Here is a 15,629-nt window from a genome sequence, read left to right on the forward strand (position 1 = left end):
TACAACATATTTACCCATGATTCCATTTAGATTTACAATTTGAGAAAACTAGTACTACATAAACCTGCTATAGCTTTGTGTTACAAAAAAATATCTATATCATTTTGATTGCTTTGTATATAAGTATTGTCTCATAATAAAAAACCTATGCTTTTATCAAACAAAAATATTTAACATCTATGACTGATGCATAATTTAATCTTATCAAAAGAAATACTTTAAAAACACTAGCAAACTCATAAAAACAGCGTATATAAAATTTGAGGATCCGAAGTTAATAGATTAAATGATAGCAAAAAATGATGCAATGAAATCTATTTTATTAATATCTATCATTATGATTGTATACTCCCCAAATTGCGTTCTTTGAGATCCATCCCTTATAATCTTTACATGTAATTTGGCAGAATTGTTCTTTGCATTTTTTTAGACTGCAGCGCACCTTTGGCATTAATTTTGCTATCACTCTGCTTTTAGGATCAGCTGATTTAGTAAGCTCTATTTCTTTATCAGAGACAATAATCACTGATCTTTTAGATGATAAAACACTTGAATGTATCCAACCACATTCACCATTAATGTCACATATTTGTCGCCATTGTGCGTACTCTGCAGTGATTTCTACAGGTTCACCTTTTTTAATAAAAACCCATTCTACAGCAGACTTAGTAGTTGGACCGCGCCTTACATTTACTTCATTAGATTTTATTGAAACAAATCGCGGAATAGGCAATTTTTTATTATTATTTGCATTAATTGTTGTTGATAACATTATTATAATTAAAATAATCAAAATTTTAATCATTATCTTCAACTTCAGATAAAGCATCCTCTTTTTTTGCTATTATATAATTACCAAGCCTAAATTGTACTTTGATCCTATTAATTTCCTGCTCACTAATACCTATATTTTTTAGGACTGTGCCACCTATTTGTAATCCAGTTTCATAACTTTCGGGAATAATAGTTGTTGCACCTAAATCATAAAATTCTCTAGCATTTTTTAAATTTTTTAACTTAACGACTACATGTATATCCTGATAATTACCACTAATTGTTTTAAGAGATTTTTTGATTGTAACTTGATTATTCATAGTAAGTATTATAGCAAACGCTCTTTCAGTACCTAATGCCTTAAGAGTATCAGCTTGCGATACATCACCCTTAAAAACAGGCAAACCGTTTGATAACTCTTCTTTGACCCTATCATCATCTAAATCAAGTATTACATAACTTATACCTTCTGCTTCTAAAACTCTTGCTACCATTTTACCGGTATTACCGAGTCCCGCAATAATAATATGGTTTGTTAAATCTCTTGCTCCAAGCTCTATCATTTGAGTCGGAGTTTTACCAAGTCCTTTATCAACTTTCTCAGCAATCTTTTTACCTAAAGCTGCAAGTAATGGAGTAAGTGCCATAGTAAAAGTAACCACAAGTAATAATATATCAGCAGTACTTTCCTCCAATACTCCACTATCTTTTCCTAAACTGAATAATATAAAACCAAACTCTCCTCCTTGCGATAATAATAATCCTGAATAAAAAGCAACGCCTTTATTAAAACCAAATAAAACACAAAAAGCTGTTATGATTAAGGTTTTTATACATATTAAAGCAATAGATAAAGTAAGAATATGAGATATTTTTTCATACATTTCTAGTGCATCAATATTCATACCAACTGTCATGAAAAATAATCCTAAAAATAAACTTTTGAAAGGATAAATACTTTCTTCTGCTTGCAATCTAAATTCGGTTTCTGCAACTAATACTCCAGCAACAAATGCGCCTAGAGCTAAAGATAAACCAAATGTTTCAGTAGCCCAAGCAGCAGAAAGTACTATTAACAAAGTCATAGAAATAGGTAGCTCACTTGTATTATTACTTTCTGATGAAATGAATGAAAATACAGGACGAAGTAGAACACGACCTACAATAAATATTGTAAGTAAGGCAGTCACGGCTTTTAAGAATGCAATACCAAGAGCAACTGCAAGCGAGGCTTTATTGTTACTTGCAAGTAACGGTACTATAACAAGCAATGGCACTACAGCTAAATCTTGCAATAATAAAATAGCTAAAGAAACTCTACCTATTTGTGTTGATTGGCTACGATTTTCATCAATAACCTGCATAACAAGTGCCGTAGATGAAAGCGCAAGACCACCACCGGTAATAATAGCTGCACTACTATTACCGTCTATAAGTACCATTGCACCAGCAATTACTATAGCGGTTGTTAAAACTTGCAAACTACCAAGACCAAATACATATCGTCTCATAGCTTTTAATCGCTCAAAAGATAACTCAAGTCCTATTGCAAATAATAAAAATACTACACCAAGTTCACCTAATAACTTAGTTTGGTCATATGTTACAATTTTTAAACCGTGATCTCCTATTGCAGCTCCAGCAATTAAGTAACCAAGTACTGGACTTAATCTAAAACGCTTAAGTATAGCTACTATAAAAACTGCAGTACCGAGTAAAATTATAACGTTAATAAGAATATGATCGTTCATCTTTTCCAAATTTCTTCTAGCTTAAAATGCTCCCGTACTTCAGGATAAAAAATATTAATTAAAACAGCGCCTGCATCTATTAGTACCCACTCTGATTTACTAAGCCCCTCAATATTACTATTTATACAGGCATGATTTTTTAATGCTAAAGCTACATATTCAGCAATTGCTCCAACATTTTTAGTAGAACGACCGCTAGCAAATATAATATAATCGGCTAATTTATTTTTATCTCTTAAATCAATTACTTCAATATTTTCTGCTTTTTTCTCAATCAAACATTCTAAAATAAATAATTTTAATTCTTCAGTGTCTTTTTTCATAATAATGAATATGATATATATAATTTATTATATTCATAAGAGTAGAGTTTATCAATGAATGTTTAAAATTCTACAATAAAAATTCATAAGCAACTTTACTTTAACAGACAAACTTTAATTAATTTTGATAAAATAATGGCAATATCTGCAGAAGAGTTAGAAAAAATACTTAAAAAATCCTTTCCAAGTAGTGTAATAAAAATTACTGATTTAGTAGGAGATCAAGACCATTATGCTTTAGAAATATCAGATGATCAATTTAATGGACTTTCTTTAATTAATCAACATAAATTAGTAAAAAATGCCATATCTGAAATATTAAATAAAAAACTACATTCAATCAGCATAAAAACTATTGCCATTCCTAAAAATAGTTACAAATATTGAAAGCTAGCAACTCTTTAGTCTTTATATTTTGTGTCTCATATAAAATTCTTTTGATTTTGTTCTAAGTCTATGAGAATTTTGAGTGACACTTCATTAGTGAATTTAAATGTTTATTCCATTATTAATTTATCTAGATTTACTCTTTAACTTTTCTTACTTCGTTTATGTTTGTACTCATATAAAAAACCTTATGTTAATATTTTTAATGCATAATACTATTATATTAAATCTTTCATAAGTAGTATTAGATTCATTTTGCTTTTATAAAAATTTAACAATATCCTTAATTGTCTCTTTTAAATACATATAACTGTTTTATTCCTACTTTATATACTTCAATAGAATTGAAATCAAGCTCTACAAACGCTTTTATTGCATCAGCAAAATTATTTTGGATTCTTACTATGTGATGTTAGAATACTGAATTCTTAAGTCTATTGCTTTATTTTTGGTCAAGATTTAAAAAAACGACACTATTTAAATTGTTGTTATTAAAGTCAGCTCTAGAAGTATGATCTAAAAATACTAAATGCACTATAGGGTTTGAATCAACATCATTATTTATAATATTATATAAAACATTATTTTAGAAGCCATGTAAGCAAACTAATATCTTTTAGTTAAAGATTTGATTTAACATTTACAATATATCAAGCGTGATATAATTTACATCAATTATAGGAACATTCTCAGTAATACACAATACTATAAGCACAGAAACATCATTGAAAACACATTTTCTGCAATGCATTTTATCTAGATTAATACCACTAGATCAAACTCAACTATCTGCGATAACATTTCTATGCACTCTAAGATCTCAGAAAAGCAACTAGCGCTCACAAACATAATTGCAGGAGTGCATACAACTATATTTGTTGTATTAAACTTTTTAGAGTATTTTTCGTTGACTTGTCGTCTAAAGCGGTAATTTTCTAAATTAGAAAATCGAGACTAGTATTCGTATACAAATACTTTTGTATCTTTGGAAAATTGTTAAAAATCTTTTGTACATCAATATGGGCGGGATAGTTATTCATATTTCGGAAGAATTAATATACAGCAAAACAGAAACAAAATGCAATCTTTTTATAGAACTTATCATGCCACTTTTAAAAAAGTTAATAATAAATAAGGACTTTATTTCAAGATAGTTATACTTATTAGATTCTTTTGAAGAAATAAAATATTAATTTTAGGTAACAATATTAATGCTAAAATTATATAATATAACAACCTATAATTATTAGGTTATATTATTAGTAAAACCTATATAACATCAAATAATACAAGAGTAAAACTGATCTATTTAGCTACTTATAAAAATAACAAAACTTTAGTTAATTAGTAAGACAAAAACGTCATTACAGTAGAAACTTAAAGTTTTGACAGAACTAATATAGTAAAAATGCTCTAAATAAAAATTTATTTAGATTGCAATGGCACCCTACAATAAAGATCTGCATTATATACGTGAACAATACCTACTCACGTATATATTATTGTGAAAAATCTATAAATTTTTAGATAAACAAATTGATTTGCTACGAATAATAGAGTATATAGTATAGACATAATTAATTATCGGGGCGTAGCGCAGCCTGGTAGCGCATCTGGTTTGGGACCAGAGGGTCGGGAGTTCGAATCTCTCCGCCCCGACCATACAAACAAAAACTATAATGTCAAAAGACGATCTAATTCAGTTTACAGGGACAGTACTTGAACTTTTACCGAATGCTACTTTCAGAGTAAAGCTTGAGAATGATCATGTAATTATTGCTCATACTTCCGGTAGGATGCGTAAAAATCGTATCAGAATATTACTAGGAGATAAAGTTACAGTAGAAATGACACCTTATGATTTAACTAAAGGGCGCGTGATTCATCGTCACTAGTCTTTATAAGTATGAAGCAACATATAAAAAACCTACCAATCATATTAGCATCAAGCTCTCTTACAAGAGTTGAGTTATTAGATAGAATAAAAATTATTCCTGCACAAATTATTCCTGCAGATATAGACGAAACACCTAATTTGCGCGAATTACCTGCTCCCTTAGCAATAAGACTTGCTTACGGGAAAGCCATTAAAGTTGCATCTCAAATAGAGAAATCATCTATAATTATAGCTGCTGATACAGTAGCTGCAGTAGGTAGAAGAATATTACCAAAAGCTACCACTTATGAAGAGGTCAAGCATTGTATTAAGATGGTATCTGGGCGCCGTCATCGTGTCTATACAGGTTTATGTATTATCAAAAAAGAGAACAACCAACTTACATTTAGACAAAAAATAGTTCAGACTATTATTAAGTTCAAAAAATTAAGTGATGAAGAGATTAATTTTTATTCTTCTTTAGATGAAGGAATAGATAAAGCAGGCGGGTGCAAAATTTCTGGTTATGCAGAAGCATTCATCTCATTTATTTCTGGCTCATATTCAAACATTATGGGACTACCTTTATTTGAAACTGTAAACGCTCTAACTTCTTTAGGTTTTAGATATTCAGACAATACCGCAAACGTGTGTAAGGATCTAAGTACAAAATCTATGGTACAAAATCATTTTGGTAAGCCAAGTATATCATAGCAAAAAAGGTAATCTTTCTGATACATGTAAATAACACTAATTAATTTCCAGGTTCATCTAAATGACTTCTCTCATAATTTTCATGACGTTCTTGTGCTTCAATACATAATGCAGCAATAGGCCTTGCTTCTAATCTTTTGATACCTATTGGAGCACCTGTTTCTTCACAATAACCATATTCTCCATTTTTAATACGTGATAATGCTTCTTCTATTTTACTCATTAATTTACAATATCTATTTCTACTACGTAACTCAAAAGCTCTTTCTGTTTCATGAGTAGCACAATCGTTAAGATCTGATTCTTTTAAATTTTCTTCTTTTAAATGATTTAAAGTCGCTTGTGATTCTTTTAATAAATCCTCTTTCCATCTTAAAAGTTTTTGTCTAAAATATTCCAGATGATTAGGACACATATATTCTTCATCTTTAGAAGGTTTATATCCAATAGGTAATTTAGGTGTTTCTAGCATATTAATATCTCATATTATCTTTTATAGATTAATAAGGTTTGTAAAATAATAATATATAATTTAAAATTAACGCAAGAATTATTAATATTAATTTTATTTTTTAATTGGATATGCTGTATTATATACAGCCTCTAAATGTTTTATACTTGTTTGAGTATATTTTTGTGTAGTAGATAGACTTTTATGACCTAATAGCTCTTGAATAGAGCGTAAATCTGCACCATACTCAAGCAAATGCGAAGCAAAACTATGTCTAAATGAATGAGCAGTTAAATATTCAGGTAACCCATAAACACGCTTTAACTTAATTAATTCACGATTAAATACTGACGGCTGTAATTTCTTACCATGTTTTCCTCTAAAGATCGGTTCATTCTCATCTAACTTATACGGCAATATTCCTAAATATTTGGTAATTAAATTCCTAGCAAAAGGTAACCACGGAATTATTCTTTCTTTACTACCTTTACCTATTATTTTTATAAATTCTAGATTTTGCAGATGAAGCTTTGTAATTGATAATGCTTCTGAAATACGTAGACCTGCAGCATATATAAGAACAAGTAGCGCTTTATTTCTAAGTTCTACCCACTTAACATTGCCGTATCCTTCAATATGTTCAAGTGATATTAATACATCATCTACTGATAAAGCTTTTGGTAACAATTTAGCCTTTTTAGGAGATTTTATAGAAAAAATTATATGACTATTTAATAATATTGTTTTCTCTAAAAACTTATAAAAATTTTTTACTGTAGATAAACCACGTGCAATTGAAGAAGCAGTAAAATTTTCATATTTACGTTTTGCAAGCCAACTGCGGATGAGTCTTATATCAACAGTTTTAATATGATTGATCGTTACAAGCTCTGAGTTATAATAATTCATAAACTCAAGGAAATGCTTAAGGTCATTATTATAAGCAATTACTGTATTATTGGAGTAATTTCTTTGCAAAATGAGATATTTTTGCCACTGTTTTATTAATTCTTGAATTGATATATCTAACATTTATAAAAACTTAACTATTTTTAATATTAATCTTCATGCTAACAATTATTGACTCATAATTTGATAAATGTTAGCATGAATTGAGAGTTTATATTTTATATGCGACCTAATACAATACAAAAAATTTTTTAAGGTAAAATTTAATTTAGGAGAATTAATTAATGTTAAATAATACACAATTTTTAAATTTGATGAAATCCTATATGAATCCAGAATTTTATATGAATTCTATGAAAAACACTACTAATCTAGATCTTTCATCTATCACCAATACAGTTCAAAAAGCCATGAATATTTTTTTTACCACTAACAAAATTGCTACAGAAAGCTTACAATCTTTGCTTAAGAAAAATTCTGAGATTATACAAAATAATATTAATACTATTTTAAATAGTACTAAAGAAGTAACGAATTCTAAAGATTTTAAACAAGCTACTGAATGTCATCAAAAATGTGTAAAATCTATTTATGAAACATCTATGGACAATGCTAAGGAATTAGCAAATATTGCTTATGAAACCTCAAACAAGATATTTGAAGCCGCAAATAAACATATGACAGATAATATTCATAATGCTTCTAATAATAGCAATACTACAGAACAAGTACAAAAAAACTTTAATAACAAATCTGCTTAAAAGGCACTAATACATATTATACCACAATCGAGTTGTGGTATAATATGCTAGAAATGCACTGAATTACTCGCTTTTCGACTGAACCAATTTTGTAAATAAGACTCTGCTAGTTGCTGATCTTCTATAAGGATTACATTTTCTGCATTACGTTTATCGGCAGCAACAGTGAAATTAAACGAACCAGTTATTACTTTCTTTTTATCAATAATTATAACTTTATTATGGGCAATGCCAGGTACTGTATCTATGCCGACATCAATTTTTGCTTGTTGTAATTCATATAATTTAGAAAATTTCTGCTTTAAATTACTACGATCGAGTAATATTTTCACTTTTACTCCTCGCATCTGTGCATTAATAAGCGCAGTAGTAATTAATGAATCGCTCATACCATATGCCTGCATATAAATAGATTCTTCAGCTTTCTCTAGCTGCTGCACTATAAATTTAGTACAACCTGCAGGTGGAGTAAAACATGTACTCACATTCCTTCTTGAAAGCTCCGGAATACTATAATGCTTTATTTGTGTATCAGGTAAAGCAAATGATTTTTGATTGATTATACTAGTAAAATAATACGTACTCTCTACATAAATACCTAAAGCAGTTCCCAAGATAAATGGAATAGACATTGCTATAAATTTATTATTTTTGCTTTTCATAATTTATTTATTAGTGTTGCCTGCAACCTACTCTGTAATACCCTCTGATCCAGAGACCATATCCATAAATAATAAAGAAGAAGTCTAGAACCATCGATTCAGTCGCACAGGACGACAAAAAAGTCGGATTTCTATCTTCTTACATAACTACCAGGAGCTATTTCAATAACATCTAGATTCTGATAATCTAAAGAATCTACTAAAATCTTAGTATCATTATTTTTTATAAGCCAATCAATCCAATAATTCCACCATGAACCTTTATATTCCGTCGCTTGCATAAACCACTCATTACTACTTAAACTTAAGTCATAATTAATACGATAATTATATTTAGCACTAGCAGGATGGTTAACTACACCTGCTACATGTCCTGAATCAGTAAGACAAAAAATCTTATCTCCGTTTAATAATTTTACTCCATCATATATTGAACGCCATGGAGCTATATGGTCTTCTTTCGCTGCTAAAAAAAAAGAGTTACAATCAATGTTTCCAAGATCTATTTTGGTACCAAGTACTTCCAAAGCATTTGCTTCTTTTAACAAATTATTGCAATATGTATTGTGTAAATATTCCTCATACATTTTTGCAGGCAAGTTAGTCGAATCCGCATTCCAATATAGTAAATCAAAAGGCATGGGCTTTTTACCGAGTAAATAATTATTGACAAAAAACGTCCAAATTAAATCATTTGCCCTTAGCAAACTAAAACTATTAGATAAATATTTCCCATCAAAATATCCTTTTAGTTTTATCTCTTCCTTAATGTAGTTAATAGTATTTTCATTCAAAAATATTCCAAGCTCACCTGGATTAGTATAATCAAGTAAAGTGGTAAAAAAAGTGCTACTGTGAACAGAATCTATGCTTTTGACTTTGAAGTAAGCAATAATTATAGCAAGAAACATACCACCCATGCAGTAACCCACAAAATCAATTTTTGCAAAACCAAGATTTTTTACATACTCAAAAGGTGCTAAAATACCTTCTTTTAAGTAATCCTCAAAGCCTTTCTCCGATAGGGAAGTATCAGGATTAACCCATGAAATTAAAAAAACTTGAAAATGATTTTCTACCAAAAAAGATACTAAAGAATTATGCGAAGATAAATCGAGTATATAATATTTATTTATGCATGGTGGAATAATAAATATCGGAATTTTATGAACTTTTTTCTTTGGTTCATAGCATATTAATTGCATTAAATCATTTTGAAATATGATTTTTCCTTTTGTTGCTGCAATATTTTGACCGAGTTTAAAAGCAGATTTATCTGTAGTGTTAATATTTAATATATCACCTGAACTCTTTATATCTCTTAAAAAATTTTCTAATCCTTGTACTAAGTTGTGTCCACCGCTTTCTAATGTCTCACGCAAAACTTTTGGATTACAAAAAGCAAAATTTGAAGGTGAAAAAGCATCAATAAAATGTTTAGTTGTAAACTCTAAATGTTGTTTGAGATCATGCGATAGCTCATACTGTTCTATATTCTTTTTAATCCACGCTGCAGAAAGAAGGTAATATTGCTTTACAAAGTGAAAATACACATTATCCTCCCATAAAGAATCTTTAAATCTTTTATCTCGATTATCCGTATAAAATATATCTTTTGACGTACTACCAACAAATTTTGCAAAGCTATTCGTTGTAAGTTCTCTTAATTTATCAATATATTCAATATTAAGCTGACAAAATTTTTGAGGATTTTTACAAAACTGTTCTATAATTAAATAGGCTATAATTATGTTTTTATCACTATCAATTAAACTCTTAGGTATCATACTACCTTTACCTTGCATGAAATGTAAAATAAGCTCTTGATATTTATTAGCTATTTCTTTGAAATTGTTGATTATAGTCTCATGCGTGATGTTATACATGTTTAGCTCCGAGATATTTCTAAAAATGAAAAATGCAATGAATATACATTATATATTTAAACCATCCCACATACTATCGACCTTGTCGATAACTTCCTGAGACATTTCTATTTTTTTACCCCATTTTCTATTTGTCTCAGGGTATATTTTATCTGTTGCATCTATTCCCATCTTACTACCAAGCCCTGACATTGGCGCCGCAAAATCCAAATAATCTATAGGAGAATTATCTATAAAACTTGTATCACGTTTTGGATCACTTCTTGTCGCTATTGCCCAAATTACTTCTTGCCAATTACGAACATCAATATCATCATCGACAACTATAATAAACTTATTATACATAAATTGCCGTAAGTAAGACCAAATTCCGAGCATTATTCTTTTAGCATGACCAGGATAAGATTTTGTAATCGACACTACTACAACTCTATATGAACAACCTTCAGGTGGACACCAAAAATCAACTATTTCTGGAAACTGTTGCTGCAATATAGGAATAAAAATTTCATTTAATGCTTCACCTAAGATTGAAGGCTCATCAGGCGGTTTTCCAGTATAAGTACTTAGATATATAGGTTTTTTCTTCATTGTTATTGCAGTCACCGTAAATATAGGGAATTCCTCAACATCATTATAATATCCTGTATGATCGCCAAAAGGGCCTTCTTGTAAATATTCCTCTAAACTTACATAGCCTTCTAATACTATTTCACTATGTGCAGGTACTTTTAAATCAATAGTCTTGCATTGCACAAGCTCTATTTTTTTATTACCAAGTAAACCAGCAAAATTATACTCTGAAATATTCTCAGGTATAGGCGTAACAGCTGCTAAAGTTATCACAGGATTTGCTCCAATCACTACAGCAGCAGGGAATCGCTCTTTCTTTTTTGCCTTCCAACGTTTATGATGCTCGGCTCCACCACGTAATTCCAACCAACGCATCAATAGTTTGTTTTCTGACAGCACCTGCATTCTATATATTCCAAGATTATAATGATCCACACTATCTTTTGTTGGACCTTTAGTAACTACTATCCCCCAAGTAATTAAAGGTGAAATATCCTCAGGCCAACATTTTTGAATTGGCAATATATTAATATTCGGTTTAACAATGACTACTTCATGACAAACGCCTTTTGATATTGTTCTAGGTGACATAGAAAAAATACGCTTAGCCAATGATAAAATGGACAATGTTTCCTTAAAAGATTCTGGAATTTGTGGCTGCTTAAGAAATGCAAGTAAAGCACCAAGTTCTCTTAATTCTGTTTGTGACTTAAGATTAAGCCCTATACAAATGCGTTGGATACTAGCATAAAGATTAGTGACTACTGGTATAGTGGATTTACTTCCATCAGCTTTTATAACATTTTCAAAAAGTAACGCAGGCCCACCTTGTGCTAAAACTCTTCTGCTAATCTCAGTAATTTCTAGATCAGTTTTAACTGTAGTAGAAATACGCTTTAAGTGACCGTTTTCTTCTAAAACTTTTAAAAACTCTGGTAAATCTTTAAAACGCATATTTATTCATTCCAATTTTCATCTGATATCATACCTAGACTGAATACCTGTATCTTAGGATATAAGATATTAAAGTCAAACCATGCAATTACAAAAGATGTAATTAGCACTTGCCTTACTTAGTAAAATTATACTTTATCTTCATATCATTCTGCATAATTGTATAGTTAATTAGCTCCTCAATTACAGAATTTTTAATATTATATATTATATTATTTTCCAAATTGACGTGAATATTTTGAGCTGTTAATTCATCAATACTGCTAGATTTAATATGTGCAAAATATACTACATCCCCTACTCGGAATACAGGTGTATTGCTTCCTATTTTTGTATTGAAAATTGATAATAATATTTCAGGGGTCAATGTTAGATCATTTTCCATTTCCGCTCTAATATAACTTTTTCTGCTTATTTTTATTCCAGCAACATTAAACTCTTTTTTTTGACCTGCATTATATTCTTTTGCTAAATCCTTGATCATTTTTAAGTTTTCATCTTCAATATTTCTCTTGATCCAAACTTCATTTACCTGATCTTTAATAGCATCAAATTTAGGTATTTTTGCAGGCTGAATAGATTTTAATTCTACCAATAGAAGATAACTTTTATCCCCTGCTTCTATAGGATAAGATAATTCTCCTTCTGCAAGCTCAAAAATACTATCAGCATTTTCTGCAATATTGTCAGCTATTATATTATCTTCAATCAACTCTGCATAACTGAGGTAGTTAACATTCTGTATTGGTAACTTATACTTTTCAGAAATTTCGACTAAACTTGCCCCTGATGCAATCTCATCTTCGAGCTTGTTAGCAAATTCCATATTTAATATATCAAATTTTTTAGCTCTGAATAAATCATGTAATTGTGTTTGTACTGCTTCAAAACTTTGATCACCAAACTCATCTTTATTTTCATTATAAAATGCCAACAACTCATCTTGAGTAATTGAAATTTTTAAATCCTTAATATTAGCTTTAATATAAGAAAAACTGCGTTTCTCAGGCACTTCAAATGCGGCTTTATTATCTTGGTAAAAATCCTTTAATTGCTGATCAGTAGGAGTATGTATTTGTAAATCTTTTGGTTTATTTTGTAAATCTAGTTGTAGTAATTCTACTTCTCTTCTTTCAGCCATATAATCTACTATATTGTCAGTCATAGATTTAGGAACATAGAAACTTTTTACAAAAGTACTTACAATAATATTTTTGAGAACTTGTTCTTTAAAATTTAATAAATATTTATCTTCACCTATATAAGCATTTCTAAAATAAGTCTTAAAAATTTTAATATCAAATACACCTTGTGCATTTTTAAAAATTGGAGATTCTTTAACTAAAATTTTGATTGTATCATCGCCTAGATCTAAGTCATAATAGCTAACTAAATAATCTAGTATATTATTATAAATAAGGCTTTTTAGGATTCGATTATCAATATTTAACTGTATGATTTCTTCATCTGTTAGACTTTTCCCAATTTGCTTACTGATAGCATTAATCTCTAAAGATTTTGCTCGCAAAAAATCCTCTTGGGATATATTTCGCGCATGAGAAAAAATAACAATATCGTTGTTTCTTCTTACGTTTAAGATATCCTTGATACCAAACCCGACAAAAGCAAAAGCTATCATTGCGAATAAAACTCGCATTATAAAACTATCGGAAGTTTTTCTAATATTATCTAACATAATTTTGTGTCACCACGTAGATTGATCAGGTTGTCCATACAAAAAGACTGGATACCGGTGGTCAAGCCACGGGTATTAGTACTAATATACACAATTAGTACATTATAAAACAAAAAAATCTCTATAGTCAAACTATATAGGCTCTTTTATTATTTTTTGTAAATATACGATATCATTGCTACGAAAGCACAAATCTAGAATATGCTTTATCAGCCTGTAGCATATTCAAATCATTTGATCTCATAGATTGTATACTAGATACCATGTTCAAGTCTCGTAATGAAATTAGAAAAATCTACAGAGCCATTGAAATTTAGTGCTTGCCTTTAACAATAAGGTTTTGTCGTAAGTATCACTTGGCTTATGATAACATTTATCTTTGATAGCAATACTCTAAGGCATCATATATTGTAATTAACAATTAACTGACCTATATAAATTTTAGATTTATACTAACTACTCAGCATTTTGATATCCAAAAGTCTTATAATGCAGTTATAATAACACATCTTGATTTGATTCTGATATTATAATCTGAGTAAGTTTCTATAACTTCAACGAAGGAGACACTCGTAAGATATATTATATAAACCAATCTCAAGAACACATGCCGTTTGCAGTGCGCTTCAGTATCAGCTTATATATGCTATAAAGATAATAAATCATTATTAACTCAACCGTAAAAACCTATAAGTGCAAGGAGTTTAGTATCTTATGAGTTTTATCACCAACAAATCACCTTATTCATCGAGCAAACTTAGAATCCATATCGTCGTCATTACTAGAAGAAATATAACTTTTATTCGCTTCTTGTACTTACTCTAAACCCACTAGCATCTAGCATATAGAGCAGCAATAGTATTGCTATGTTTTACAATATATCAAATGACGTGTATTTGTACTACTCATTGTACATTTATCATAAAACAAGCGTTATGAAAATATAACATTCATATGTGCAATGCAATGCTACTTCCATTCTTTTAAGCAATATTTGAGTGACACTATGTAAACTCTTGCTTTATCAATTCTAAAATTATATCGTGTACAAAAATAAATCACAAATCTTTAGTAATTATTAACGATTACTTTAAACATTATTTGGCTGGAAGCAGGCTTTAAACTACCTGCTGTTTCTACAAATTTCAGGCTTATAGCTTATATATTTCACAGTCTAACTTAGATACCACATCAAAAAGAGTATTTTTTGATAACAATACTGTATGATACTATTGTTACTTAATTTGTAATTAAAATAATATGTAGTCCCGCTACATACTAATATAACTATTAAAAGTTAAAATATAATGCCAGTCATAATCAAAGTTCATTACCGTTATACTTTAAGCGAAGTTATAAGATAAAACCTTTAGATAAGATAACATAATACATATATAAGCAAAGCTTATATTGCTACAAAATGTAGCATTATTTATTGAATTACTGTTAATGCCAAAATGCATTATACCTTTAGATGACCAAACATGATTTAATCCAATTCATACTACAAAAGCTCAGATTCAGAACATAAATGCAAGTTTTATTTACAATGATTAGTAATATTACTGCATGTGCACAAACTTTTTACATAGAGCTACTTATAATTAAGTGTCATTATTCTATTCTTAGCATTTATTGAGTCTTATATTAATAGTAACTCTTTCAATAATTAAACTACCAAATATTAAGTGTAACATTATTATAGTTTTTTCTATGATGGTCAGGAGTATTACACTCAAAATACTCCCTGTGCTACAGTATTATATTACCTAAACCTTTATAATAAACAGTAGTATAATAAAAATTATGCTTTGCAACAACTATATCAGTATCAGTACTAGTGAAATTTAAATTTTTCTGTTGGTAATATTAACAAAAATAAATTATTTCATATTAAACTCATTAAAATATT

At 29.2% G+C, this 15,629-nt stretch carries 13 protein-coding genes and 1 tRNA gene; 5 read left to right on the top strand and 9 right to left on the bottom strand.

The annotated features are described in order from the left end of the window. Nucleotides 1–322 precede the first annotated feature (322 nt). The 3 genes from RT_RS03920 to rsfS are packed head-to-tail and all read right to left on the bottom strand — an operon-like array spanning nucleotide 323 to nucleotide 2,848. The gene (locus RT_RS03920; protein ID WP_014419470.1) at nucleotides 323–805 is read right to left on the bottom strand and encodes an SH3 domain-containing protein; all 483 of its coding nucleotides are present in this window, start codon (nucleotides 803–805) and stop codon (nucleotides 323–325) included. Then, the gene (locus RT_RS03925) at nucleotides 798–2,525 is read right to left on the bottom strand and encodes a monovalent cation:proton antiporter-2 (CPA2) family protein (RefSeq protein ID WP_011191229.1); all 1,728 of its coding nucleotides are present in this window, start codon (nucleotides 2,523–2,525) and stop codon (nucleotides 798–800) included. Before RT_RS03925 ends, RT_RS03920 begins: the two co-directional genes overlap by 8 nt. Beyond that, complete coding sequence (rsfS, locus tag RT_RS03930; protein ID WP_011191230.1) at nucleotides 2,522–2,848, bottom strand: ribosome silencing factor; 327 nt, start codon at nucleotides 2,846–2,848, stop codon at nucleotides 2,522–2,524. The genes RT_RS03925 and rsfS overlap by 4 nt, the downstream gene beginning before the upstream one ends. 135 nt (nucleotides 2,849–2,983) lie before the next feature. Here rsfS and RT_RS03935 point away from each other — a divergent pair, with 135 nt between their 5' ends. From RT_RS03935 to RT_RS03950, 4 genes are all read left to right on the top strand, one after another. Further along, nucleotides 2,984–3,235 carry a BolA/IbaG family iron-sulfur metabolism protein gene (locus RT_RS03935; RefSeq protein ID WP_011191231.1) on the top strand — a complete coding sequence of 84 codons (252 nt, stop codon included), beginning with the start codon at nucleotides 2,984–2,986 and terminating at the stop codon, nucleotides 3,233–3,235. Nucleotides 3,236–4,820: 1,585 nt separating this feature from the next. After that, a tRNA-Pro gene (locus RT_RS03940) sits at nucleotides 4,821–4,897 on the top strand. Nucleotides 4,898–4,914: 17 nt separating this feature from the next. Next, nucleotides 4,915–5,130, top strand: a complete 216-nt coding sequence (infA, locus tag RT_RS03945) for a translation initiation factor IF-1 (RefSeq protein WP_008579354.1) — start codon at nucleotides 4,915–4,917, stop codon at nucleotides 5,128–5,130. An 11-nt stretch (nucleotides 5,131–5,141) separates the two neighbouring features. Next, nucleotides 5,142–5,825, top strand: coding sequence for a nucleoside triphosphate pyrophosphatase (locus RT_RS03950; RefSeq protein ID WP_011191232.1), 684 nt, complete (start codon nucleotides 5,142–5,144; stop codon nucleotides 5,823–5,825). Nucleotides 5,826–5,865: 40 nt separating this feature from the next. Here RT_RS03950 and dksA read toward each other — a convergent pair whose 3' ends face one another. Then, the gene (dksA, locus tag RT_RS03955; RefSeq protein ID WP_011191233.1) at nucleotides 5,866–6,297 is read right to left on the bottom strand and encodes an RNA polymerase-binding protein DksA; all 432 of its coding nucleotides are present in this window, start codon (nucleotides 6,295–6,297) and stop codon (nucleotides 5,866–5,868) included. Between the two features lie 93 nt (nucleotides 6,298–6,390). Beyond that, complete coding sequence (locus tag RT_RS03960; protein WP_011191234.1) at nucleotides 6,391–7,308, bottom strand: tyrosine recombinase XerC; 918 nt, start codon at nucleotides 7,306–7,308, stop codon at nucleotides 6,391–6,393. Nucleotides 7,309–7,469: 161 nt separating this feature from the next. Here RT_RS03960 and RT_RS03965 point away from each other — a divergent pair, with 161 nt between their 5' ends. Next, the gene (locus tag RT_RS03965) at nucleotides 7,470–7,946 is read left to right on the top strand and encodes a phasin family protein (protein ID WP_011191235.1); all 477 of its coding nucleotides are present in this window, start codon (nucleotides 7,470–7,472) and stop codon (nucleotides 7,944–7,946) included. Between the two features lie 47 nt (nucleotides 7,947–7,993). Here RT_RS03965 and pld read toward each other — a convergent pair whose 3' ends face one another. The 4 genes from pld to RT_RS03985 all read right to left on the bottom strand — a co-directional run bounded on the left by pld (nucleotide 7,994) and on the right by RT_RS03985 (nucleotide 13,717). Further along, the gene (gene pld, locus RT_RS03970) at nucleotides 7,994–8,608 is read right to left on the bottom strand and encodes a phospholipase D (RefSeq protein ID WP_011191236.1); all 615 of its coding nucleotides are present in this window, start codon (nucleotides 8,606–8,608) and stop codon (nucleotides 7,994–7,996) included. Between the two features lie 131 nt (nucleotides 8,609–8,739). Beyond that, nucleotides 8,740–10,494: a PHA/PHB synthase family protein gene (locus RT_RS03975; protein WP_011191237.1), complete on the bottom strand. Its 1,755-nt coding sequence runs from the start codon at nucleotides 10,492–10,494 to the stop codon at nucleotides 8,740–8,742. A gap of 48 nt (nucleotides 10,495–10,542) precedes the next feature. Further along, nucleotides 10,543–12,021, bottom strand: a complete 1,479-nt coding sequence (locus tag RT_RS03980) for a UbiD family decarboxylase (RefSeq protein WP_011191238.1) — start codon at nucleotides 12,019–12,021, stop codon at nucleotides 10,543–10,545. Nucleotides 12,022–12,136: 115 nt separating this feature from the next. Further along, the gene (locus RT_RS03985; RefSeq protein ID WP_011191239.1) at nucleotides 12,137–13,717 is read right to left on the bottom strand and encodes a SurA N-terminal domain-containing protein; all 1,581 of its coding nucleotides are present in this window, start codon (nucleotides 13,715–13,717) and stop codon (nucleotides 12,137–12,139) included. Nucleotides 13,718–15,629 lie beyond the last annotated feature (1,912 nt).

The sequence above is a fragment of the Rickettsia typhi str. Wilmington genome, assembly GCF_000008045.1.
GTDB lineage: Bacteria > Pseudomonadota > Alphaproteobacteria > Rickettsiales > Rickettsiaceae > Rickettsia > Rickettsia typhi.